At 64.5% G+C, this 23,618-nt stretch carries 23 protein-coding genes; 13 read left to right on the top strand and 10 right to left on the bottom strand.

Annotation, left to right across the window (positions count from 1 at the left end; translation table 11 throughout):
- Positions 1 to 11 precede the first annotated feature (11 nt).
- Together ACP2WS_RS04090 and ACP2WS_RS04085 are read right to left on the bottom strand one after the other, a co-directional pair.
- Positions 12 to 1,793 carry a hypothetical protein gene (locus ACP2WS_RS04090; protein ID WP_374493110.1) on the bottom strand — a complete coding sequence of 594 codons (1,782 nt, stop codon included), beginning with the start codon at positions 1,791 to 1,793 and terminating at the stop codon, positions 12 to 14.
- Positions 1,794 to 1,988: 195 nt separating this feature from the next.
- Positions 1,989 to 2,243: a type B 50S ribosomal protein L31 gene (locus ACP2WS_RS04085; RefSeq protein WP_374493108.1), complete on the bottom strand. Its 255-nt coding sequence runs from the start codon at positions 2,241 to 2,243 to the stop codon at positions 1,989 to 1,991.
- Positions 2,244 to 2,457: 214 nt separating this feature from the next.
- Between ACP2WS_RS04085 and ACP2WS_RS04080 the strand changes: the two genes are divergently transcribed.
- The gene (locus ACP2WS_RS04080; protein WP_426459641.1) at positions 2,458 to 2,907 is read left to right on the top strand and encodes a DUF4124 domain-containing protein; all 450 of its coding nucleotides are present in this window, start codon (positions 2,458 to 2,460) and stop codon (positions 2,905 to 2,907) included.
- Between the two features lie 24 nt (positions 2,908 to 2,931).
- Here the strand turns inward: ACP2WS_RS04080 and ACP2WS_RS04075 are convergent, their stop codons facing one another.
- The 3 genes from ACP2WS_RS04075 to gpmA form a co-directional block, all read right to left on the bottom strand.
- Positions 2,932 to 3,693 carry a HesA/MoeB/ThiF family protein gene (locus ACP2WS_RS04075; protein WP_426459639.1) on the bottom strand — a complete coding sequence of 254 codons (762 nt, stop codon included), beginning with the start codon at positions 3,691 to 3,693 and terminating at the stop codon, positions 2,932 to 2,934.
- Positions 3,694 to 3,842: 149 nt separating this feature from the next.
- Positions 3,843 to 5,399: a S41 family peptidase gene (locus tag ACP2WS_RS04070; protein ID WP_374493103.1), complete on the bottom strand. Its 1,557-nt coding sequence runs from the start codon at positions 5,397 to 5,399 to the stop codon at positions 3,843 to 3,845.
- Positions 5,400 to 5,723: 324 nt separating this feature from the next.
- Positions 5,724 to 6,467 (bottom strand): 2,3-diphosphoglycerate-dependent phosphoglycerate mutase, encoded by a 744-nt coding sequence (gene gpmA, locus ACP2WS_RS04065; protein ID WP_374493101.1) that lies wholly within the window; start codon positions 6,465 to 6,467, stop codon positions 5,724 to 5,726.
- A gap of 180 nt (positions 6,468 to 6,647) precedes the next feature.
- On the opposite strand from gpmA, the gene ACP2WS_RS04060 reads away from it, so the two are divergent.
- The 4 genes from ACP2WS_RS04060 to ACP2WS_RS04045 all read left to right on the top strand — a co-directional run bounded on the left by ACP2WS_RS04060 (position 6,648) and on the right by ACP2WS_RS04045 (position 9,212).
- Positions 6,648 to 7,046, top strand: a complete 399-nt coding sequence (locus tag ACP2WS_RS04060; RefSeq protein ID WP_426459636.1) for a rhodanese-like domain-containing protein — start codon at positions 6,648 to 6,650, stop codon at positions 7,044 to 7,046.
- A gap of 75 nt (positions 7,047 to 7,121) precedes the next feature.
- Positions 7,122 to 7,385, top strand: coding sequence for a glutaredoxin 3 (gene grxC, locus ACP2WS_RS04055; protein WP_426459635.1), 264 nt, complete (start codon positions 7,122 to 7,124; stop codon positions 7,383 to 7,385).
- 135 nt (positions 7,386 to 7,520) lie between these two features.
- Entirely contained in the window at positions 7,521 to 7,988 is a 468-nt protein-coding gene (gene secB / locus ACP2WS_RS04050; RefSeq protein WP_374493096.1) for a protein-export chaperone SecB, read from the top strand.
- Between the two features lie 186 nt (positions 7,989 to 8,174).
- A complete protein-coding gene (locus ACP2WS_RS04045; RefSeq protein ID WP_426459777.1) occupies positions 8,175 to 9,212 on the top strand; it encodes an NAD(P)H-dependent glycerol-3-phosphate dehydrogenase in 1,038 nt (345 codons plus the stop codon).
- Between the two features lie 96 nt (positions 9,213 to 9,308).
- Here the strand turns inward: ACP2WS_RS04045 and ACP2WS_RS04040 are convergent, their stop codons facing one another.
- Positions 9,309 to 10,106, bottom strand: a complete 798-nt coding sequence (locus ACP2WS_RS04040; protein WP_426459776.1) for a segregation and condensation protein A — start codon at positions 10,104 to 10,106, stop codon at positions 9,309 to 9,311.
- A 107-nt stretch (positions 10,107 to 10,213) separates the two neighbouring features.
- Positions 10,214 to 10,420, bottom strand: a complete 207-nt coding sequence (locus ACP2WS_RS04035) for a DUF3460 family protein (protein ID WP_374493093.1) — start codon at positions 10,418 to 10,420, stop codon at positions 10,214 to 10,216.
- Between the two features lie 227 nt (positions 10,421 to 10,647).
- Here ACP2WS_RS04035 and bamE point away from each other — a divergent pair, with 227 nt between their 5' ends.
- On the top strand, positions 10,648 to 11,184 hold the full coding sequence (gene bamE / locus ACP2WS_RS04030; protein WP_426459634.1) for an outer membrane protein assembly factor BamE domain-containing protein: 537 nt from the start codon (positions 10,648 to 10,650) through the stop codon (positions 11,182 to 11,184).
- Between the two features lie 99 nt (positions 11,185 to 11,283).
- On the opposite strand, the gene ACP2WS_RS04025 is transcribed toward bamE, so the two are convergent.
- Both ACP2WS_RS04025 and metG read right to left on the bottom strand, forming a co-directional pair.
- Complete coding sequence (locus ACP2WS_RS04025) at positions 11,284 to 12,066, bottom strand: YoaK family protein (RefSeq protein ID WP_374493089.1); 783 nt, start codon at positions 12,064 to 12,066, stop codon at positions 11,284 to 11,286.
- 52 nt (positions 12,067 to 12,118) lie between these two features.
- Positions 12,119 to 14,257 carry a methionine--tRNA ligase gene (metG, locus tag ACP2WS_RS04020; RefSeq protein ID WP_426459775.1) on the bottom strand — a complete coding sequence of 713 codons (2,139 nt, stop codon included), beginning with the start codon at positions 14,255 to 14,257 and terminating at the stop codon, positions 12,119 to 12,121.
- Between the two features lie 369 nt (positions 14,258 to 14,626).
- Here metG and apbC point away from each other — a divergent pair, with 369 nt between their 5' ends.
- The 7 genes from apbC to hisD all read left to right on the top strand — a co-directional run bounded on the left by apbC (position 14,627) and on the right by hisD (position 21,303).
- Entirely contained in the window at positions 14,627 to 15,727 is a 1,101-nt protein-coding gene (gene apbC / locus ACP2WS_RS04015) for an iron-sulfur cluster carrier protein ApbC (protein WP_374493087.1), read from the top strand.
- A 61-nt stretch (positions 15,728 to 15,788) separates the two neighbouring features.
- Positions 15,789 to 16,730 (top strand): ABC transporter ATP-binding protein, encoded by a 942-nt coding sequence (locus tag ACP2WS_RS04010; RefSeq protein ID WP_374493086.1) that lies wholly within the window; start codon positions 15,789 to 15,791, stop codon positions 16,728 to 16,730.
- A 104-nt stretch (positions 16,731 to 16,834) separates the two neighbouring features.
- Positions 16,835 to 17,575, top strand: coding sequence for an ABC transporter permease (locus tag ACP2WS_RS04005; protein WP_374493185.1), 741 nt, complete (start codon positions 16,835 to 16,837; stop codon positions 17,573 to 17,575).
- An 85-nt stretch (positions 17,576 to 17,660) separates the two neighbouring features.
- Positions 17,661 to 17,903, top strand: a complete 243-nt coding sequence (locus tag ACP2WS_RS04000) for a BolA family protein (protein WP_374493085.1) — start codon at positions 17,661 to 17,663, stop codon at positions 17,901 to 17,903.
- A 26-nt stretch (positions 17,904 to 17,929) separates the two neighbouring features.
- The gene (gene murA / locus ACP2WS_RS03995) at positions 17,930 to 19,213 is read left to right on the top strand and encodes a UDP-N-acetylglucosamine 1-carboxyvinyltransferase (protein ID WP_426459633.1); all 1,284 of its coding nucleotides are present in this window, start codon (positions 17,930 to 17,932) and stop codon (positions 19,211 to 19,213) included.
- Entirely contained in the window at positions 19,210 to 19,875 is a 666-nt protein-coding gene (gene hisG, locus ACP2WS_RS03990; protein ID WP_374493081.1) for an ATP phosphoribosyltransferase, read from the top strand. Before murA ends, hisG begins: the two co-directional genes overlap by 4 nt.
- 111 nt (positions 19,876 to 19,986) lie before the next feature.
- The gene (hisD, locus tag ACP2WS_RS03985) at positions 19,987 to 21,303 is read left to right on the top strand and encodes a histidinol dehydrogenase (RefSeq protein WP_426459632.1); all 1,317 of its coding nucleotides are present in this window, start codon (positions 19,987 to 19,989) and stop codon (positions 21,301 to 21,303) included.
- A 156-nt stretch (positions 21,304 to 21,459) separates the two neighbouring features.
- Here hisD and ACP2WS_RS03980 read toward each other — a convergent pair whose 3' ends face one another.
- Positions 21,460 to 23,547: a M3 family metallopeptidase gene (locus tag ACP2WS_RS03980; protein WP_426459631.1), complete on the bottom strand. Its 2,088-nt coding sequence runs from the start codon at positions 23,545 to 23,547 to the stop codon at positions 21,460 to 21,462.
- Positions 23,548 to 23,618 lie beyond the last annotated feature (71 nt).

The raw sequence follows: 23,618 nt of genomic DNA, 5'->3' as shown, positions 1-23,618 counted from the left end.
GCGGTCGTTCGTCAGCGACGCACGAACACGTAGATGGCTTCAGCAGGGTCGGTAGGCCGTCGCGCAATCCCCAGCATCTTCCAAGGGGCAATGGGCAAGGCATGGGCCAGAATCGGCATCGATCCTTCTCCCACCATCAGCCAGCGGCAGGTGCTGCTGCGGTCGCGCGTCACGGTCAAGCGAGCATGGTATTGCAGCGCAGTGATCTGGGCGTCATCAAGACCGTATTCCTGCGCACAACCGGCAATATTGCCGCTTTCACGGTGGTTCGGCAGTGGGGATGCCTGCTGCATCACGCGCTGGATTTCCTGCACCATGGGCACATAGCTGCGAGCAAAGTCCAGCGGCGGGAGCCAGATGGTCATGGCCAGTGCCCAGCACAGCACCACACCGCCTGAAGGCAGGATCATGCTTTTCCAGATGGCCGGAGGCAGCCTGCGCGTACGCCAGCGTGCCAGTGCCACCCAGCCCAGCGTCACCCCCAGCCCCGCCAGGAAAGGCAGCCACAGGAACCCCGGGACATAGCCGGAGAGCTTGCGATCGATGCCGGCAGCGAGTCCTGCCGGGTGTCCTGTCAGCATGGCGCTCCACAGATACCACAGCATGACTCCGGCAAAGGTGAAGAACATGAGGCTGAACCAGTCGATGAAGGCTCCCGCGCTGCGTCTGAACGTCGGCAGTGCAAAGGCCGCGAGCGCCGCGTAGCTGGGCAGGGACATCACCAGAATGGTGTCGCTGCGCTCCGAGATCACCTGGCTGATCGTGCACAGCACAATGACAGCCAGGGGCAGCGCAATATGGCGGCTCAGCACCTGGTGGCGCCACATCTGACGCCACCGCCACAGGGTCCAGATGGCAAAGGGCCAGGTCGGCCAGGTGAACCACAGGTAGGTGCGCAGCAGATTGCGCCACGGCACCCATTGGGCCGAGAGAGGCTGCAGGCGCCAGCGCCACAGATCCAGCAGCGTACTCGTGACTGCACAGCCCACAGCCAGCAGCAACAGACCGGCCACCCAGTACCAGCGGCTGCGCTGCACCCGTGCCAGTTCTTCCGGATGCTGTTCGTATTCCAGTCCCTGCCGCGCCTGTTCGGCCCATTCGGTGCCGCGCCGGGCATGGATCAGGGCCCCCAGCAGGCCAAAGGCCACCGCCAGAACCGGAGCCCCCGAAAGCGTCAGTCCCACCATGCCCAGCACACCGGCCAGAATGGGGCCGAAGACGTGGTACGGCAGTGCCGCCAGGGCGTAGAGCAGCAGGGCGCTCGCGCAGAGCTGTACCAGCCCCGGTCCCACCTCGTGTGCGCTCTGTGCCAGTCCCAGGCAGGCCACGAAGGCAAGCAGCCCGCCATCGGCCAGTGCCCGTGCATAGTCGCTCGGTCTGGCCTCTCCCCCGAAGGCGAAGGAAACGGGCTGCGCCTGGGGTGTGCGGGCCAGATAGTAAATGCCGAACCACACAGCCAGCAGCGTCAGGGCCAGCAGCCCCATGAACAGCACGCGCACGGCCAGAAACGGGTCGATGCCAGCAGGAGTCAGGCGGATCACCCCGGCTCCAAGCCAATAAGGCAGCAGGGCATCGAAGTAGGCGGATTCTCCCAGCAGCCCGGGACGCAGCCATGCGCCATGGCCATGCGCCAGCTCCAGCATGTAGCCGAAGCTGGTGATGTCGACACGCTTCCAGGGCGCGCGACCCACGAATCCTGCCATCACATAGACAGCACAGAAAAGCAGCAGCCCCAGGCGCGGGAGGCGTCGCACGCCAGCCTGGCTCACGATGGCAGGAGTGGGAAGGTTCACTTGTCGGGCAGGGAAAGGGAGGAGTGCGGGCAGTGTAGCGTGCCCCATGTGCGATGGGAGCCTGTGTGCCGACCGTGCCGGTATGGCATGGAAACAAAAAAAGCAGCCGGAGGCTGCTTCGGGAAGCTCTGGATCGAGCCACTGCAAAACGCGCACCGGCCAGGAGCCAGGGATGCGCGTTGCACAGCAACAGGATCAGGCGCGCTTCTTGGCGTAGCGGTTGCGGAACTTCTCGACGCGGCCACCCATGCTGTCCACCGACTTCTGGGTGCCGGTGTAGAAGGGATGGGATTCGCTGGAGGTATCGAGCTTGAAGAGGGGCAGTTCACGGCCATCGTCGAGCTTGACGGTTTCCTTGGTGTTCACGCAGGAATGGGTCACGAACTGGAAGCCGTTGGACAGGTCGACGAAGCACACTTCGCGATATTCGGGGTGGATGCCTTCTTTCATGGGGATTTTCCTCAGTGTCGCTGCGGTAGCCGCAACCGGCCTATTCCAGTTGTACTTTCCGCATCAAAGCTTTTGATTATCCCATGAATATTCAGCCACGTCCAATGCAGGCGCTGCTGCACGTGCCATGCCCTTGCATCTCTCTGCCGCAAAATCGGAAGCAGCTGCCTACAATGCGTCATTGGGCGCATGGAAATGCCCTGGAGACCCTGTGATGTCACGATTTTTCCGTATCGGTTTCATGGCCGCGGCCGCCATGGGGGCTGCCGCCCTCACTCATGCCGGCGATATCTACCGCTGGACCGATTCCCGCGGCGCGGTGCATATAGGCGATGTGGTGCCTCCTGCCTATCGCAAAAAGGCCAGACTGCTGCATGTCCAGGTGCAGAACGGCGGTTTTGCCGTATCGCCCAAGGTTGCTGCCCGACCGGCGCATGCCGCGTCCACTCCGGCGAGCAGTGCGCAGAAAGGCTCGACTGGCGGATCCGCCATGTCGGATGCCTCCACGGAACGCCAGGTCACCAACCGGGAAGCCTGCGAGCGCCAGATGCGCGCCTACCAGGAGAGCGAGGCCTGCTTTGGACGCTACAAGATCGAAGGCGGCAAGACCCGTGCCGATGCCTTCCAGCACTGTCAGGCCGTACCCATGCCGCAGTGTGACTGAGGAAGGGGAGGGCTCGTCGCCGGCTCAGTGACCGTGAGCCGGATTCCCGCAGACGGGGCAGTCGCTGCGGCATGACAGCCCGATGGGCATGAAGCGCATGCCTCTGGCATCGACGAGCAGCATGGAGCGGGTGAGATCGCTTGCCATGCCGCAGATCAGCTTGATGGCCTCGGCGGCCTGCATGCTTCCGATCATGCCCACCAGCGGGGCAAAGACACCCATCGTGGCGCAGCGCTCTTCGGTGGGTGCTGAGGCGGGATCGAAGGTGCATGCGTAGCAGGGACTGTCCTTCTGCCTGGGATCATAGACACCGAGCTGGGCATCGAAACGGATGGCGGCTCCCCACACCAGGGGCCTGCCTGCCTCGACGCAGGCACGGTTGACACGCTGCCGTGTGAGGAAGTTGTCCGTGCAGTCCAGCACGACATCGGCCGCAGGCACCAGCTTCGCCAGCAGGGCTTCATCGGCACGGGCGATCACTGGCTCGACCACGACGTCGGGATTGATGGCCTGCACGGCCTCACGGATCGACAGGGCCTTCTCCAGGCCGATGCGCGACTGCGTATGGGCGATCTGGCGTTGCAGGTTGGTGGCGTCCACCGTGTCGTCATCCACGATGGTCAGGTGCCCCACCCCTGCGCTTCCCAGGTACAGCGCGGCGGGAGAACCGAGCCCGCCCGCACCCACGATGAGTGCACGGGCGGCAAGCAGGCGCTCCTGCCCCTCCACGTCGATTTCATTGAGCATGAGATGCCGGGAGTATCGCAGGAGCTGTGCGTCGTTCATGGACAGTGCAGGCAGATTCAGGGCCAGGAGAGAAGGCAGGGGGCCGGGCCTCATGCCTTCGTGGAAGAAGGGAAAGCCCGTGCGCCCCCTCCGGTGGTGGCAGCTCCGTGGAGCACACCGCCGCGAGGAGGCGCCATCAGATCCCCGTCTCAGTGCGAGGCAGGCTGGGACGGACGATGCACGGGAGCAGGAGCCACCTGGCTGGGGGCGGAGGCCGGCTTGCGTGCGGCCTTGGCCGTGTGGTCGGCATTCGAGGTCTTGTCGCTGGCATCGAGCGTGCGGACCGTGAGGGTCTTGCTGACCACGACCGTTTCGCCCTTGAGCTTGCGCAGGGCCTGGATCAGCGGGAAGTCCTTGTCGCTGCCGTATTCGGGCAGCTTGAGGTCTTCGGGCTTCTTCTTGGCTTCGCTCTCGAGTTTTTGCAGGGCTTCGTCGCGGGCCTTTTCACGGGCCTTGTCCGCCGCGGCATCGGGCTTGCCAGCCCCTGTGCCGTTGGTGATGTGGTGGTCGAGGTCGGCTTCCCGCGTGCGCAGGATGGCGTAGGGACTGCCCTCGGGGGTTTCATCGACCAGGATGTCGGGCACGATGCCGGTGGCCTGGATCGACTTGCCGCTTGGGGTGTAGTAGCGCGCCGTGGTGATCTTGAGTCCGGTATCCGGACCCAGCGGGCGCACCGTCTGCACGGAGCCCTTGCCGAAGGTCTGGTTGCCCATGATGATGGCGCGCTTGTGGTCCTTGAGGGCGCCAGCCACGATCTCGCTTGCAGAGGCAGAGCCTTCGTTGACCAGCACGACGAGCGGCACCTTCTTGAGTGCGGGGGGCAGACCCTGCAGCGGGTCGCTGCCCAGGAAGGAGCGCACATAGTCGCGCGGGGTGGCGCGGTAGACGGTGTTGCTTTCGGGAATCTGGCCCTTGGTGGATACCACCACGCTGTCGGCAGGCAGGAAGGCCGAGGACACGGCCACGGCCGATTCGAGCAGGCCACCAGGATCGTTGCGGAGGTCGAGCACCAGCCCCTTCATGTCGGGGTTCTGGCGGTACAGATCCTCCACCTTCTTGACGAAGTCCTCGGTGGTGCGTTCCTGGAACTGGGTGATGCGGATCCAGCCATAGCCGGGCTCGATCATCTTGGCGCGCACCGACTGGGTGCGGATCTCGGCACGGGTGATGGTGACCGGGAAGGTGCGGTTCTCTGCCTTGCGGAAGATCAGCAGCGTGACCTTGGTGTTGGCCTTGCCGCGCATGCGCTTGACCGCATCGTTGATGGACATGCCGCGCACGGGCCTGTCGTCGATGCGGGTGATGAGATCGCCGGCCTTGATGCCCGCCTTGTCGGCAGGAGACCCCTCGATGGGGGACACGACCTTGATGAGGCCGTCTTCCTGGCTGATCTCGATGCCTACCCCGACGAACTTGCCGCTCGTGCTTTCCTTGAATTCCTTGAACGACTGCTTGTCGAAATACTGGGAATGCGGATCGAGGCCGGACACCATGCCGGAGATGGCATCGGTGATGAGCTTCTTGTCGTCAACCGGCTCGACGTAGTTGCTCTTGATCATGCCGTACACAGCGGCAAACTGCTGGAGCTCGTCGAGCGGAAGCGGGGTCGTGGTGCTGCGCGCGGCGGTCTGGACCGACACGGTGGCCAGGGCCCCCGTGAGCACTCCGATCGATACCCACCCTGCCGCTTTCAACTTGGAACCCATGAATCAACCCTTCTGCTGCCTGGCCGTGCGAGAGGTGGCCATCTCAATCTGTGTGGAAAGTGTCCGGGGGCCATGGAGGTCGATCTGCACGAAGACACCAGCAGGCTCCTCGAGCCGGCTCCTGCCCACAGGGACACGGAAGACTATACACGCTGCACGTCAGCCCCATGGGAGCACAGGGGCGAATCATGTGTAACGCGAAGTCAGCGGCCATGCAAAACGGCGCCAGAGGCGCCGTGGGCAGGCTGGCATTGGGCCAGTGCCACCTATGCCAGCCAGTGCAACGGCTGCGCAGTGGGGGCGCAGCCGGTTCATGGCACCTGCTTACTGCTTGCCCTGCTGCGCCACTGCCTTGGCTGCGGCTTCGGCCGCCGCGCTGTCGCCGAGGTAGTAGTGGCGGATCGGCTTGAGGTCGGCATCGAGCTCATACACGAGCGGGATGCCGTTGGGAATGTTCAGTCCCACGATGTCGGAGTCGGAAACGCCGTCCAGGTACTTGATGAGGGCACGGATCGAGTTGCCATGGGCGGCGACCAGCACGCGCTTGCCGGACAGGATGGCAGGGGCAATGGTGTCGTTCCAGAAGGGCAGCACCCGCGCAATGGTGTCCTTGAGGCATTCGGTCAGGGGAATGTCTTCGGTGGGCAGGCCGGCATAGCGGATGTCGCTGCGTTGCGAGCGCGGATCGTCGGCCTCGAGCGCGGGCGGCGGCACGTCGTAGCTGCGGCGCCAGACCAGCACCTGATCATCTCCGTACTTGCGGGCGGTCTCGGCCTTGTCGAGTCCCTGCAGTCCTCCGTAGTGACGCTCGTTGAGGCGCCAGGAGCACTGCGTCGGCAGCCAGGGGCGATCCATGGAATCGAGGCAGTGCCAGAGGGTGTGGATGGCACGCTTGAGCACGCTCGTATAGGCCTGGTCGAATTCGAAACCGGCCTCGGTCAGCAGCTTGCCGGCCTGCTGGGCCTGGGCAATGCCCGTGGGCGTGAGATCGACATCCATCCAGCCGGTAAAACGGTTGTCGAGGTTCCAGGTGGATTCGCCATGGCGGATCAGAACGAGTTGGTACATGGTGTGCGTGTCGTTGATGAGAAAACTGCGAAAGAAGGCCTTTTCTGCCGCCTGAAACGCGGCAGGTGCCGGGGTGGGCCCCGGTGGGCAATCTGTCTATTTTAGAATCTCCCGCTGACGCCTGAAATTCCGGGCAGCCGTTTGGAGAAAATTGTGGTGGATTTCGTTGTTCATAACTGGATGTTGATCTTGGTTGCCGTCGGTTCCGGAGCCATGCTGCTCTGGCAGACGCTTTCCGGAAGCATGGGGCAGGCCGGCATTGCGGTCTCGGAGGCGGTACAGAAGCTCAATCGCGAGAAGGGCGTGCTCATCGACGTGCGGGATGCCGCCGATTACGCGGCCGAGCACATTGCACAGGCCAGGCACCTGCCCCTGGCTGAAGTGGAAGCCCGCCTTCCGCAGATGGTGAAAAACAAGAATGTGCCGGTGATGTTCATCTGCACATCGGGCGTGCGCTCTTCCCGTGCCATGCAGGTCGCCCGAAAACTGGGCTATGAGCAGGCCTTTTCCGTGGCTGGCGGCATGGGCGGCTGGAAAAATGCGAACATGCCGGTCGTCAAGGGAGCCGCGTCCCGCTGAGGCGGTGAATGCGGACCGTTTTCTGCCTGCACAGGGGACAGGAAAGTCCCACCGGAGATTCCAGAAGGTTCTGCCATGTCACAAGTCACGATGTACACCACCGCGTTCTGCCCTTATTGCGTTCGGGCCAAGCAGCTGCTCAAGAACAGGGGGGTGGAGGACATTCAGGAGATCCGCGTCGACCAGGATGCTGCCCAGCGCGCGCGCATGATGGAAATCACCGGGCGCAGAACGGTGCCGCAGATCTTCATCGGTGACCGGCATGTCGGTGGCTGCGATGATCTGATTGCGCTCGATCAGCAGGGAGGGCTCATGCCTCTCCTGCAGCAGGGACACTGACGGACGGATTGGGAGCGGGGCGGCAGGGACGGGACGTTTCTTGATCCTGTTCAGTCCTTGCACCTGCAGGGCTCGGGGACTGCATTGGCACCCTGCCATAATGGATGCTTTCCACACACAAGGTGTATTTCCATCATGGCCGACGATTCCCAGATTGCAGATCCCGTGTTCAGCATCCAGCGCATGTACCTCAAGGAGGCATCGCTCGAACAGCCCAATTCGCCGGCCATCCTGCTGGAGCAGGAAACGCCCAACGTCGAGATCCAGCTCTCTCTGGGAGCAGAGGAGATCGCCGAAGGCGTCTACGAAGTGACGGTGATGGCCACGGTGCAGACCAAGCTTTCCGATGACCGTACCGTGTTCCTGGTGGAAGCCAAGCAGGCGGGTATCTTCGAGATTCGCAACATTCCCGAAGAACAGATGGGCGGCATTCTGAGCGTGGCCTGCCCGCAGATCGTGTTCCCCTACCTGCGCGGCAATGTGGCCGATCTGGTGCAGCGTGCCGGCTTCCCGCCCGTGCATCTGGCCGAGATCAATTTCCAGGCCATGTACGAGCAGCAACAGGCTGCGGCCGCTGCAGACGGCGCCACGTCGATGCAGTAAAAAGGAGCGCATGCAGCGCTGCTTCCGACCCCGTGGGCGACAGGCAATCGCTGCGCGGGGTTTTTTCTGTGCCCCCTGTCTTTCTGTCTCCTTGCATGAGGAGGCAGGTTCCGGTTTTCCTCTCTTTTCCAGACACGCTGTCCGGAGCTTCCCATGACGACGCTTCCTTCTCCTTCTTCCCGCCCCATGCAGATTGCCGTGCTGGGGGCCGGGGCCTGGGGTACGGCGGTGGCCATCCAGATGGCGCGGCATCACGAGGTGACGCTGTGGGCGCGTCATGAGGACCATGCCGCAGCCATGCAGCTCCAGCGCACCAATGCGCGCTATCTGCCCGGTGCTGATTTCCCTGAAGGGCTGCAGACCCGGGCTGGGCTGGCGGGGGCTGTCGAGGTGGCAGCCTGTGACCTGGTGGTCATTGCCTGCCCTGTTGCGGGATTGCGTGCGCAGCTGACGGCCCTGCGCGGTTCACCCGTTCCGGTGGTCTGGCTGTGCAAGGGCTTCGAGCAGGCGCGTCCGGGCGCACCCTGGGGGTTGCTGCCGCATGAGGTCATGGCCGAGGTGGTTCCCGATCTGGTGGCAGGCGTGCTGAGTGGGCCGAGCTTTGCACAGGAGGTGGCGCGTCGCCAGCCCACGGCACTGGTGGCGGCCAGCCCGCATGAAGCCGTCTGCCGTGCTGCCGTTCGCGCCATGCACGGACGGGACATGCGTGTCTACAGCAGCCGGGACTGGATGGGGGTGGAGGTTGGCGGTGCCGTCAAGAACGTGCTGGCCATCGCCACCGGCGTGCTCGATGGTCTGGCTGCCCAGCAGGCGCAGCTGGCATCCGCGCGCATCATGCCCGGCCAGAATGCCCGGGCAGCGCTGCTGACCCGTGGGCTGGCCGAGATGACACGTCTGGGGGTGGCGCTGGGGGCGGACGAGACCACCTTCATGGGGTTGAGTGGCATGGGCGATCTGGTGCTGACGGCGACCGGCGACCTCAGCCGGAATCGCCGGGTGGGGCTGCTGCTGGCGCAGGGGCTCGATGCCGATGCGGCTGTGCGCAGCCTGGGCCATGTGGCCGAGGGGGTGTATTGCGCGCGCACGGTGCTGGCGCGTGCCGAGTCGCTCGGGGTGGATATGCCCATCACCCGGTGCGTGGTGGCGCTGCTCGACGGGAGCATCAGCCCCGTGGAGACGGCGGTCATGCTGATGGAGCGTGATGCCCGCAGTGAACACGGATGAGTGTGCGACGGCCATGGGTGGCCGAACGGAACAGCGGCTTCTGCCTTGCCGGCTGGATCGCGGCAGCAGAAAGCAGTCCGTATCGGAATGCGGGACTCAGGCGGGGATGTACGCCAGGCGCACATAGATAGGAGCGTAGGCTGCCGCCTGGGTGATGTCGACCAGCGACTCCTTGGCCAGTTCCAGCAACGCCACGAAGGTGACGACCAGCACGGGCACTCCACGGGTGAGGTCGAACAGATCCTCGAAGGCCACGAAACGTCGTCCCTGCAGCGTTCTGAGCACCAGCGTCATGTGTTCACGCACGCTGAGTTCCTCGCGCGTGATGCGGTGGGTCTGCACAAGACGAGCCCGCCGAAAGATGTCAGACAGGGCGGTGCGGAGTTCCTGCAGGCCCACGCTGGGCCGCAGCAGCTCGGGGGCTTGCGACCTGGTGGCGTGGGCGGGGAGAAAGTCGCGCCCCTGCTGTGGATGGGTGGCGAGCTGTGCGGCAGCCAGCTTGATGCGTTCGTACTCCTGCAGGCGCCGGACGAGTTCTGCGCGTGGGTCCTCCGGCTCCTCGCCTTCGGGTGTGCGGCGTGGGGGAAGCAGCATGCGCGACTTGATCTCGATGAGCATGGCCGCCATGAGCAGGTATTCGGCGGCAAGTTCGAGATTGCGGTTGCGGATTTCCTCGACGTATTCGAGATACTGCCGCGTCACGGCAGCCATGGGAATGTCGAGAATGTTGAAGTTCTGCCGCCGGATCAGATAGAGCAGCAGATCGAGGGGCCCCTCGAAGGCTTCGAGGAAGATCTCCAGAGCTTCCGGCGGGATGTAGAGATCCTGCGGGACGTTGAACAGCGGTTCCCCGTACAGACGCGCCACGGCCACATGGTCAACCGCCTCGGGCATATCTGCTTCGTCCGGAGCACAGGGAAGAGCAGGCACGGCTGTTCTTGAGGAGGACGCCAGGCCAGGGGGCGGGGATGCCGCTGTATCGGCAGACAGGGACCTGGTGGTCACTCTCCGCTGGTCTGGTAGACGTAGGGCTTCTGGGGCACGCGACCGGCCTTGAATTCGGACTGCAGTTCGCGGTTGATGTCCTTGTCCCACAGCAGGGCACGGCCTGCCATTTGGCGCTCATCCAGCCCGGGGCGTTCCTTGTGGAGTTCCTTGAGGAAACGGGTGGCGTCAGACTGGTAGTCGGGGCGGCGGAAGATGCTCATGATGAAGATACAGAAAAGGGAAGCGGACGGGCTGCCGGTGGAACAGAGCAAGAGATGAGGGCGCCGGGCGCATGGGACTCAGCGCGGATGGTTGGAAAACTCCCTCATCGACTCCCGGAGGAAGCATGGACGTCCATATTCTTACAGTTGTCGCCATTTTAGCGGATGGGGCGCATGGTAGGCTGTCTTCGTGCGGCGCCGAGGGGCGTGGCGAATGGAGCGTATGCATGGGTGGATTTTTTGCGGTTCGCGAGGGTATCGGGCGCCGGTTTCTGCTTGCAGCCGGCATGGGGGTCATGCTGGTGCTGGCAGGGTGCGACAACGACCGCGTGGCTGGCACGGAGGAGGATGTGACGACCGAGAGCGAAGTGCTGGCGCGCTGGGGCAAGCCTGCCAACATCTGGGATGGGCCGGATGGCGCCCGGGTGTTCGAATACAACCGGCAGCCCCAGGGCACCACCAACTACATGATCACCATCGGCCAGGATGGCAAGGTGACGGCGCTGCGACAGGTGCTCACACGCGAGAACTTTGCCCGGGTTCAGCCGGGCATGCCCATGGAGGATGTGCGCAAACTGCTGGGACAGCCTGCCAGGGTGACGCCATATCCGCTGCAGCATCAGACGGTCTACACATGGCGTTTCCGTGAGGGGCACGGTGCCGCGAGCCTGTTCACGGCCACGTTCGATGCGGATCTGGCTGTGGTGTCGACCGCAATCGGCGAGGATCCCCAGGACATGAGCTCCACGGCCGGCAAGCCCTGACGAGAAGAAAGGGCCGTTCATGGAGGGGCTCTCGCGCCTCAAAAACCGGGATGCAACAGGTGACAGGCGACGGATCTGGCTGGCTCCTTCTTCTTTCTGTCAGGTCTGGCGCTGACGGTGAGCCAGCCGGTACAGACGCCGCAGCTTGCGCAGATCGTCCTGCAGGGTGGCGGCAGAGAACAGGACCAGCGCATAGGCAAAGGGCAGGATGGTGATGTAGCCCACCCGGTTGAATCCCCATGAGCCGACGATGGCGCCGGCAAGAAAGGCCGCCAGCATCCAGACCTGCGACCAGAGTCTGAAGCGGTGCGCCAGCACCCTGTGGGGACCGGGCATGCGGTTGCGGTAGGTCAGGCGTCCGAGCTCGATGCCCAGATCGGTGGTCATGCCAGTGATGTGGGTGCTGCGTGCGTTGTTGAGGGTGATCTGGCCGTAGGCTGCATTCTGCATGCCCATGAGAAAGCACAGCTGCAGCACGGTCAGGGGCACCAGCAGATGGCCGGTACGGGTGATGGCCGCTCCGAAGAATCCGAACACCACCATGGACGCCGCCTGGAACAGGAAGGGCAGCCCATAGGCGCTCCGCAGCCGGCGGCGCAGCGACCACTGGATGCACCAGGTGGAGAACATGCTGCCCAGCACGAAGAAGACAAAGGCCAGCAGGCCGATGATGACAGGTCGCCAATGGCCCAGCACCCATTCATCCCCCACATGCGAGATGATGCCTGTCATGTGGGAGGTGTATTGCCCCACGGCCAGGAAGCCACCGGCGTTGGTGGCTCCTGCAATGAAGGTCAGCACGATGCCCAGGCGCAGATCCTTTTGCGGTGTGCGCTGCAGGCTGACCAGATCGGCAAAGGGACGGAACCACACACGGTACATGGGACGGAGCCTTGCCGGGCGGCCAGGGCTGACCGGCAAGGGGAGCAGTGGATCAGTGGATGCGCATGCCGGGCTGCGCGCCTTCCCAGGGCTCGAGCACGTAGATGCCTGGGTGGGCCTTCTCGTCGGCATGGCTGGCGGCCAGCACCATGCCTTCGGAGAGGCCGAATTTCATCTTGCGCGGAGCGAGGTTGGCGACGAGGACGGTGAGCTTGCCCACCAGCTGTTCGGGCGCATACATGCTGGCGATGCCGCTGAACACATTGCGGGTGCGGGGCTGTCCGGCATCGTCCTTTTCGCCCACGTCGAGTGTGAGCTGCAGCAGCTTCCTGGAGCCTTCCACGGCCTGACAGGCGACGATGCGCGCGATGCGCAGGTCGATGCGGGCGAAGTCGTCGATGCCGATGGTGTCTGCAATGGGCTCGCCACCTGGAGCTGACGGATCGGAGGCGGAGGCAGCAGGGGCTGCGGTCTGGGCGGCCTTTTTGGCAGGGGCTGCCTGAGGCTCGGCCACGCCGAACAGGGCGTCTAGCTGTTTGGCGTCGACGCGCTGCATCAGGTGCCTGAAGTCACCAAGCTGGTGCTCTGCGCCGAGTGCCCGCGCCGCATCGGCGAAGTTCTCGGGTGGCACGATGAGGAACTGTGCCACTTCGGCCGCCAGTTGCGGCAGGATGGGCTTGAGGTAGATGGCCAGCACGCGGAAGGCCTCGATGCACAGGCTGCAGGCCTGATGCAGGCGCTCGGACTGCTCGGGCGACTTGGCCAGCTCCCAGGGCTTGTTCTGGTCGACATAGGCATTGACGCGGTCTGCCAGGGCCATGATCTCGCGCACGGCGCGGGCATAGTCGCGCTTTTCGTAGAGGTCGGCCAGGGTTGCGCCGGCCTGCTGCAGGTCCGCAAGCAGCGCGCTGCCGGAGGCGTCGAGCGTGCCGAGCCGCCCCCCGAAGCGCTTGCTCAGGAAACCCGCCGAGCGGCTGGCTATGTTGACGAACTTGCCGATGAGGTCGCTGTTGACGCGGGCCATGAAGTCGTCGGCATTGAAGTCGATGTCCTCGTTGCGGCCATTGAGCTTGGCAGCGAGGTAGTAGCGCAGCCACTCGGGATTCATTCCCAGGCTCAGGTACTTGAGCGGATCCAGGCCGGTGCCGCGGCTCTTGCTCATCTTCTCGCCGTTGTTGACGGTCAGGAACCCATGCACGAACACCCCGGTGGGCGTCTTGCGGCCGCTGAAATGCAGCATGGCCGGCCAGAACAGGGTGTGGAAGGTGATGATGTCCTTGCCGATGAAGTGGTACTGCTCCACCGCAGGGTCGTTGACGTAGGTGTCATAGTCGATGCCCTGCTGCCCCAGCAGATGCTTGAGGCTGGCCAGATAGCCGATGGGGGCATCGAGCCAGACGTAGAAGTACTTGCCCGGAGCGTCGGGAATCTCGATGCCGAAATACGGGGCATCGCGCGAGATGTCCCAGTCGCCAAGCTGGGTGTGGCCGTTCTCGTCGGGGGTGAACCATTCGCGGATCTTGTTGAGCACTTCGGGCTGCACATGGGGCACGCCCGGACGGCTCTGGCTGGCGGTCCATTCCTGCAGGAAGGCGACGGCGCGCGGATCGGACAGGCGGAAGAAGTAGTGTTCGCTCGTCCGCATCACGGGGGTGGCGCCGCTCAGGGCCGAGTAGGGGTTGCGCAGCTCTGTGGGGGCGTACACGGCGCCGCAGACCTCGCAGTTGTCGCCGTACTGGTCATGGGCACCGCAGTTCGGGCACTCGCCCTTGATGAAGCGGTCCGGAAGGAACATGCCCTTCTCGGGATCGTAGAACTGTTCGATGGTGCGTGTGGCGATGAGACCGGCCTGCTTGATGCTGCGGTAGATGGCCTGGGCGAGCTCGGTGTTCTCGGGGCTGTCGGTGCTGTACCAGTGATCGTGGCTGATGTAGAAGCCTTCGAGGTACTGGCGGCGGCCCGCCGCGATGTTGGCCACGAACTGCTGTGGGGTGATGCCGGCCTTTTCGGCGGCGATCATGATGGGGGCGCCATGGGCATCGTCCGCGCCCACGAACTTGACCTCGTTGCCCTGCATGCGCTGGAAGCGCACCCAGATGTCAGCCTGGATGTACTCCATGATGTGGCCGATGTGAAAGGTGCCGTTGGCATAGGGCAGGGCAGTGGTGACGAAGAGTTTGCGCGACATGATGCGGAAGGGAGAATCGATCGACGGAACGGAAATGGGCAATGATGGGCAACCTGGTTCCGGCAGGGCCATGGCATGCGTGGGGCAGCGGCATCCTCGGATGTCCGGGCCCAGGGTTCCGATTCTAAACGGGGTGCCGTGGCCCGGCATGGGGCGGCGCCCCTTTGGCTGCAGGACACCCCCGGCGGCCCTTTCCATGACCGCATCGGTGTGGGGACATGGTGGCATTGGCTACACTGCGGGGCAGTCGGGACGGCAGTGATCGCGGAGGAGGTCGGTCGCGCAGGGGCATGGAGTCCTTCTGTGCGAACGGGCGTCTCTCCCGGGGCAAGCTGGCCGTCGTTCTGATTTTCACCGCATAGGATATTCGCAATGAGCATACCCGCTCCTCTTCTGCAGGCACTGGCTGGTGTCAGGGACGAATGTGGCCAGAGCCTGGTCAATGAACGCACGATCCGGGATCTTGTCTGGACGCAGGGCCGGTTGTCTTTCACCTTGGTCATGGGGTATCCGGCCGCGAGCCAGCATGCCCGCATCCGGGCCGAACTGGAGGCGGCGGCCCGCACTCTGCCGGACGTGCGGGAGGTGGCGGTCGACATCCGCACCGAGGTCGTGCCCCATGTGGTGCAGTCCGGCATCCAGCTCATCAAAGGCGTGCGCAATGTGGTGGCGGTGGCCTCCGGCAAGGGCGGGGTGGGCAAAAGCACCACTGCGGCCAACCTGGCCCTGGCGCTTGCGGCGGAGGGCGCACGCGTGGGCGTGCTCGACGCCGACATCTACGGCCCCAGCATGCCCATGATGCTGGGCGTGCAGGGCCGTCCCGAGAGCCTGGACGGCAAGCTCATGGAGCCTCTGGTGGCCCATGGCCTGCGGGTGATGTCCATTGGCTTCCTGATCGAGGGCGACCAGGCCATGATCTGGCGTGGCCCCATGGCGAGCCAGGCGCTCGACCAGCTGCTGCACCAGACCCACTGGGGCACGGCACCGGACGACGAGCTCGACTATCTGGTGGTGGACATGCCTCCCGGCACGGGCGACATCCAGCTCAGCCTGAGCCAGCGGGTGCCGGTGACGGGGGCGGTGATGGTCACTACCCCGCAGGACATTGCGCTGCTCGACGTCAAGAAGGGCATCAACATGTTCCAGAAGGTGGGAGTGCCCATTCTGGGGATCGTGGAGAACATGGCCGTGCACATCTGCAGCCAGTGTGGTCATGCGGAGCACATCTTCGGTCAGGAAGGCGGCAAGCGCCTGGCGCAGGCACAGGGTCTTGAATATCTGGGTGCGCTGCCCTTGTCGCTGCAGATTCGAGAGCAGGCCGATGGCGGACAGCCCACTGTGGTGGCTGCCCCCGCGAGTGCGGAAGCCGGCATCTACCGCGACATCGCGCGCCGCGTCGCGGCCGAGATTGCCGGATCGGGGCGTGACTATACGCACAAGTTCCCCACCATCAAGGTCTCGCAGCAGACCTGATCTGCCGCGATGCGTGGGGTGGACGGTGGGCAGGGCGCCGGAAAGCTACAATTGCTGCCTTATGCCTGCTGTCTCCCTTCAATCGCTCACCAAGACCTATCCGCCACGCGGACATGTGCCTGCCGTGGCGGCGCTCGATCATGTGAGCTTCGACATTGCCCACGGAGAGTTCTTTGGCCTCTTGGGGCCGAATGGTGCAGGCAAGACCACACTGATCTCCATTCTGGCGGGCCTTGCACAGGCCACCTCCGGAACCGTGCGGGTGCACGGCTTTGATGTGCGCACCGACTACGCCCAGGCCCGTCGGCATCTGGGCATCGTGCCGCAGGAGCTGGTGTTCGACCCGTTCTTCACGGTGCGCGAGGCGCTGCGCTTCCAGTCGGGCTATTTCGGCCTGCACCACAATGACACCTGGATCGATACCCTGCTCGAAGGGCTGGGTCTCGCAGACAAGGCGGACGCCAACATGCGCCAGCTCTCGGGCGGCATGAAGCGGCGGGTGCTGGTGGCCCAGGCGCTGGTGCATCGTCCTCCCGTGATCGTGCTCGACGAGCCCACGGCAGGCGTCGACGTCGAACTGCGCCAGACACTGTGGCAGTTCGTGGCCGACCTCAACCGCAAGGGCCATACCGTCTTGCTGACCACGCATTATCTCGAGGAGGCTGAGGCCCTGTGCCACCGCCTTGCCATGCTCAAGAACGGGCGCGTCATCGCCCTGGAAAAAACCAGCACCCTGCTGGCGAGCGCGACCTCGACCATGCTGCATTTCAAGACCGATGGCAGCCTTCCGCCCGAACTGGCGGCCCGTGCCCGCAAGACCGGGCGCTCGGTGGAGCTGCCAGCCCAGACCCCTGCAGAGATCGAGCACGATCTGGCCGTGCTGCGCGAGGCAGGAGTGACCGTGGAAGACATCGAGATCCGCAAGCCGGATCTGGAGGATGTCTTCATCCATCTCATGCACGAGCCAGCGCCTCCTGCAGCGCACGCCACGGAGAAGCCATGAGCGCCCTCGACCGAATTCCCCATGACGCACCGGCCACGACCACCATCGGCGGCAGCGGTTTTGCCGGCCTGCAGGTTCCTCCGGCCGCCACCGACGGCTGGAAGATGCTGCTCTACAAGGAAGTCCTGCGCTTCTGGCGCGTCGCCTTCCAGACCATCGCTGCGCCCGTGCTGACGGCCGTGCTCTATCTGCTCATCTTTGGGCAGGTGCTCAGCAACCGGGTGCAGGTGTACCCGGGCGTGAGCTACATCGCCTTCCTCGTGCCCGGCCTGGTCATGATGAGCATGCTCCAGAATGCCTTCGCCAACAGCGCTTCCAGCCTGGTGCAGAGCAAGATCATGGGCAACCTCGTCTTCATCCTGCTCACGCCGCTGTCGGCGGGCAACTGGTTCGTGGCCTATGTGGGGGCTGCCATGGCCCGGGGGCTTCTTGTGGGCATCGGGGTGTATCTGGTCACTCTGCTGTATGCGCCTGCCCAGGCCGCCTCGCTGCTCTGGATCGCGGTGTTTGCCCTGATCGGCAATGGGCTCATGGGAACCCTGGGACTGCTCGCCGGACTGTGGTCGGACAAGTTCGACCAGATGGCCATGTTCCAGAACTTCGTGGTGATGCCCATGACCTTCCTGGCAGGGGTGTTCTACTCGATCCATTCGCTGCCGGGCATCTGGCAGGTACTGAGCCACTTCAATCCCTTCTTCTACATGATCGATGGCTTCCGCTACGGCTTCTTCGGGGTGAGCGACGTGTCGCCCTGGTGGAGTCTGGGCGTGTCGGGAACCACGCTGCTTCTGCTGTCGGCTCTGTGCATGCATCTGCTGCGCACGGGATACAAGCTGCGCGGCTGACGCGCCGGGGCGTGCGTGTGCCGCCCCGTGCGCTGTTCTCCGATGGTGGACGCACATCGCATCTCCTTCTTTTTCCTCTCGCACCATGACTGCTGACGAACTGCGACAACTCATCTCCGCCGGACTGCCGTGTGACCACATCACCCTGGAAGGGGATGGCCGGCACTGGTTTGCGACCATCGTGTCGCCTGCCTTCGAGGGCAGGCGTGCCGTGGCCCGCCACCAGCAGGTGTATGCCACCCTCGGTGCACGTATGCACACCGACGAGGTCCATGCCCTGTCCATGAAGACCTACACTCCCACGGAGTGGGCACAGCTCCAAGACTAGTAGAACCAACAAAGGAAACGACGCGTATGGACAAACTCCTGATCCGGGGCGGCCGCTCCCTGCATGGCGCCATCGACATTTCCGGGGCCAAGAATGCCGCCCTGCCCGAGATGTGCGCCACCCTGCTGACCGATGAGCCCGTCAAGCTCACGAACGTGCCCCGCCTGCGCGATGTCGCGACCATGCGGCGCCTGCTTGAAAACATGGGCATGACCATCGAGACGCATGGCGAACGCGGCGGCATGAGTTTTCATGCTCCCGATCCCATCCATCCCGAAGCCCCCTACGAGCTGGTCAAGACCATGCGGGCTTCCGTGCTGGCCCTGGGGCCGCTGCTTGCCCGCTGCGGCAGGGCACGGGTGTCGTTGCCCGGAGGCTGCGCCATCGGTGCGCGTCCCGTCGAGCAGCACATCAAGGGGCTGCAGGCCATGGGGGCCATCATCGATGTGGAGCAGGGCTACATGGTGGCCCGACTGCCGGAGGGACAGTCCCGCCTGCGCGGCGCGCGCATCACCACCGACATGATCACGGTCACCGGCACCGAGAATTTCCTGATGGCGGCATCGCTCGCCGAGGGCACCACCGTGCTGGAGAACGCGGCACAGGAGCCCGAGATCACCGACCTGGCCGACATGCTCATCCGCATGGGGGCGCGCATCCAGGGGCACGGCACCCGTCGCATCGTCATCGAGGGCGTGGAGCGGCTGCACGGCTGCGAGCATGCGGTGGTGGCGGATCGCATCGAGTGCGGCACCTTCCTGTGCGCGGTGGCCGCCACGGGGGGCGACGTGGTGCTGCGGCACGGACGGCGTGACCACCTCGATGCCGTCATCGACAAGCTGCGCGACGCCGGAGTGGACATCACCGAAGTGCCGGAGGGCCTGCGCGTGCAGTCGTCCGGCCCGGCCTGGCAGCATCTGAAGGCCCAGAGCTTCCGCACCACCGAGTACCCCGGATTTCCCACCGACATGCAGGCCCAGTTCATGGCACTCGATGCCGTGAGCCAGGGCAGCAGCATGGTGACCGAAACCATTTTCGAGAACCGGTTCATGCACGTCAGCGAGCTGGCTCGCCTGGGTGCCAACATCCAGATCGACGGCAAGAACGCCATGGTCGAAGGCGTGGGCAAGCTCTCCGGTGCCACTGTCATGGCCACCGACCTGCGTGCCTCTGCCGGCCTGGTGATTGCCGGCCTGGTGGCCGAAGGCCAGACGACCATCGATCGCATTTACCACCTCGACCGCGGCTATGACCAGATGGAAGTCAAGCTCCGCGCGCTCGGGGCTGACATTGAACGAGTATCCGAATGATTACCCTAGCCCTTTCCAAAGGTCGCATCTTCGAGGAAACGCTGCCCTTTCTGGCAGCAGCCGGCATCGAGGTGCTGGAAGACCCCGAGAAGTCCCGCAAGCTCATTCTGCCCACCAACCAGCCCGACATGCGGGTGGTGATGGTGCGCGCCACCGACGTGCCGACGTATGTCCAGTACGGCGGGGCGGACATGGGTGTGGTGGGACGCGACACCCTGATCGAGCACTGTGCCGAGTGGGGCGAGACGGGACTGTACCAGCCGCTGGATCTCCGCATCGCCAAGTGCCGCATGAGTGTGGCCGTGCCTGCCGGGTTCGACTATGCCAGCAAGGTCAAGCAGGGCGCCCGCCTGCGCGTGGCCACCAAGTATGTCAACATCGCCCGTGACTTCTTTGCCGGCAAGGGGGTGCATGTGGACATCATCAAGCTCTACGGCAGCATGGAGCTGGCTCCGCTCACGGGACTGGCCGATGCGATCGTCGATCTGGTTTCGACCGGCAACACCCTGCGCGCCAACAACCTGGTGGAAGTGGAGCATGTCATGCCGATCAGCTCCCACCTGGTGGTCAACCAGGCTGCGCTCAAGCTCAAGCAGCAGCCCATCCGCCGCCTGATTGACACCTTTGCACAGGCGGTTCAGCATCAGAAGGAAGCAGCCTGATCCTGCTGCCGGTTTTCTGCCTGCGGTCTCGTCCCCCGCAGCCTTTCTGAAGAAAAGGCGGTGGGGGAGGGCCGTGTCTTCATTTCGCATCTGCCCCGAAGGTATACCAAGATGACCCTGCACGCCCGTCCCCTGCGCCTGTCTACTGCACAGGCAGATTTCGATGCCGCCTTTCAGGCGCGGCTGCACTGGAGTGCGGATACCAACGCCGAGATCGAGCAGCGCGTGGCGGACATCCTGGCGGATGTGCAGACGCGGGGTGACGCGGCGGTGATGGACTATACCCAGCGCTTCGACGGTCTGGGTGTGCAGTCCATGGCCGAGCTCGAACTCGGAGCCGATACCCTTCGGGTGGCCTTCGAAGGACTGCCCACCGATCAGCGCGACGCTCTGCAGGCAGCGGCCCGGCGCGTGCACAGCTACCACGAGGCACAGAAGAAGGCCAGCGGTGAAAGCTGGACCTACCGCGACGCGGACGGCACCCTGCTGGGACAGAAGGTCACTCCACTGGATCGGGTGGGCATCTACGTCCCCGGCGGCAAGGCCGCCTATCCGAGCAGTGTGCTCATGAACGCGATTCCGGCCCATGTGGCCGGGGTGCCCGAAATTCTCATGGTGGTGCCCACGCCCCGGGGCGAGCGTAATCCGCTCGTGCTGGCGGCAGCCCATGTGGCCGGTGTCACACGCGCCTTCACGGTGGGCGGTGCACAGGCTGTGGGAGCGCTGGCTTACGGCACGGCCACCATTCCCAAGGTCGACAAGATCACCGGGCCCGGCAATGCCTATGTGGCCAGCGCCAAGCGCCGTGTGTTCGGCACGGTCGGTATCGACATGATTGCGGGGCCCAGCGAGATCCTCGTACTGGCCGATGGCAGCACGCCCGCCGAATGGGTCGCCATGGATCTGTTCAGTCAGGCCGAGCACGACGAGCTGGCGCAGAGCATCCTGCTGTGTCCCGATGCTGCTTATATCGACGCTGTGGCCGAGGCCATGGAGCGCATGCTGCCCGAAATGCCCCGCGCCGCCATCATCGCCAAGAGTTTGGAAGGACGCGGTGCCCTGATTCATACCCGCAGCATGGAAGAAGCCTGCGACATCAGCAACCGCATCGCGCCCGAGCACCTGGAGGTGAGCAGCCGCGAGCCGCACCGCTGGGAGCCGCTCTTGCGGCACGCGGGTGCCATCTTCCTGGGGGCCTATACGAGCGAAAGCCTGGGGGATTACTGCGCAGGCCCCAACCATGTGCTGCCCACAAGCGGGACGGCCCGGTTTTCCTCGCCGCTCGGCGTGTATGACTTCCAGAAGCGCAGCAGCCTGATCGAGGTGAGCGAAGCCGGAGCTCAGACGCTGGGACGCATCGCCAGTGTGCTTGCCCACGGGGAAGGACTGCAGTCCCACGCCCGTGCAGCCGAGTTCCGGCTCAAGTAAGCCCAAGGCCTCCGCTGTCGCAGCAAGCTGCCGGCATCACCACGCAGGCAGGCAGCCCTGCTGCTGCCTGTCACTCCCGACTGCAGGGGGCAGCAGGGGATGCGCCTTGTCCTTGGGGCGTCAGGAAAGGCGCGGGCCCGAGGCCTCCCGCATGGGTCATTGGGCCGATGAGGTTGCCATGCCGCTGTGCCGCAGCAGGGCATCGACCGTAGGCTTGCGGCCACGGAAGGCCACGAACGATTCGAGTGCGGGTCTGCTGCCACCGCGTTCCAGGATTTCCTGGCGATAGCGCAGGGCGGTCTGCGGGTCTGCGCTGCCGTCGGCGGCGGCCGTTTCCTCGAAGGCGGCATAGGCATCGGCGCTCAGCACCTCGGCCCACTTGTAGCTGTAGTAGCCGGCCGCATAGCCTCCGGCAAAGATATGGCTGAAGGTGTGTGCCATGCGGTTGTAGGCAGGGGGCTGGATCACGGCCACTTCACGGCGCACTTCCTCCAGCAGGGGCATGATGTCCGAGGGAGGGACCGGCTGGCTGTGCAGCAGCATGTCGAACAGGGCAAACTCGATCTGGCGCACGGTCTGCAGGCCGCTCTGGAAGTTGCGTGCAGCGAGCATGCGTTCGTACAGGGTGCGTGGCAGGGGCGCGCCAGTGTCGACATGCGCCGTCATGCCTTCGAGCACCTTCCATTCCCAGCAGAAGTTTTCCATGAACTGGCTCGGAAGCTCCACGGCATCCCATTCCACGCCACTGATGCCGGAGACATCGTGCTCGTTGATCCGGGTGAGCATGTGGTGGAGTCCGTGTCCGGTTTCGTGGAAGAGGGTAATGACATCGTCGTGGGTGAGCAGGGCAGGCTTGCCGTCCACGCCACTGGCGAAGTTGCACACGAGCTGGGCCACGGGAGTCTGGAGGGTGCCGGTGTCCGGGCGCAGCCAGCGGGCACGCACGTCGTCCATCCAGGCGCCACCGCGCTTGCCCTTGCGTGCAGCAGGATCGAGATAGAACTGGCCGACCAGCTGGCCCTGGCGTTCGAGGCGGTAGAACGTGACCCCTTCGTTCCACACGGGGGCCTGGTCGGGCAGCACCTGGACGTCGAAGAGCTGTTCGACGATGCGGAACAGACCGGCGAGCACACGCGGTGCCGGGAAATACTGTTTCACCTCCTGCTCGCTGAAGGCGTAGCGGGCTTCCTTGAGTTTTTCGCCCACATAGGTCCAGTCCCAGGGCTGCGGATCCTGCAGGCCGAGATGCTCCTGAGCATAGGCACGCAGATCGGCCATGTCCTGTTGGGCAAAGGGGCGTGCCCTGGCGGCCAGGTCGCGCAGGAAGGCGATGACCTGCTCGGGGCTTTCCGCCATTTTGGGCACGAGCGACATGGCTGCGTAGTTGGGGTAGCCGAGGAGGTGGGCCTCTTCGTCGCGCAGGGCCAGGATTTCGGCAATGACGGCACTGTTGTCGAAGCGGCGGCCATCTCCTTGTGCCTGTTCGCTTGCGCGGGTGGTATAGGCGCGGTAGAGCGTTTCACGCAGGGAGCTGCTCTGGGCAAATTGCATGACGGGCAGATAGCACGGCAGCTTGAGCGTGAGCTTGTAGCCTGCATGCGCATCGGCCTGCGCAGCTGCACGGGCGGCTGCCACCACATCGGCCGGCACGCCTGCCAGGTCGGATTCCTCGACGTAGAGGGACCAGACGTCGGTGGCGTCGAGCGCGTTTTCGCTGAATTTCTGGGTCAGGGCAGCCAGGCGGTCCTGGATGGCGGCGTAGCGCTCGCGGGCATCCCCCTGGAGCTCGGCGCCGCCGAGCCTGAAGTCCCGCAGGGCATTGTGCAGGGCCTGCCGCTGGTCAGAGTCGAGTCCCGACGGATCAATGGCCTTGTACTTGGCGTAGAGCTGTTCATCTGCCCCGAGGCGGGTGAAGAAGTCGGAGACCGCCGGAAGCATGGCGTTGTAGGCTTCACGCAGCTCCGGCGTGTCGCATACGCTCTTGAGGTGTCCCACTGCCCCCCAGGCACGGCCCAGCCGTTCGGTGGCCACGTCGAGCACCAGGGCCAGCTGGTGCCAGTCGGCCGGAAAGTCGGGTGCAGTGACCTGGGCAAGGGCCTGTTCACAGGCCTGCAGCAGGTACTGAATGGCAGGGCCGACATGCTCGGGGCGGATGCGGTCGAACAGGGGCAGCGCGCTGTCCTGCAGCAGCGGATTGGACGCGAGATCGGCCGAGAGGGAGGGGGAAGTGGTCGTGAGGTTCATGTGGGGAGTTTATGGGCAAAACTCCCGGCTTCAAGCGGTGAGCCGCCTGACGTTCCCCGTGGCTTTTCTGT

It is taken from the genome of Brachymonas moutaii (nom. illeg.) (assembly GCF_049977365.1).
GTDB lineage: Bacteria > Pseudomonadota > Gammaproteobacteria > Burkholderiales > Burkholderiaceae_C > Brachymonas.
The sequence above is the reverse complement of the archived record's forward strand: the minus strand, read 5'-3'. Positions and strand labels throughout refer to the sequence as shown.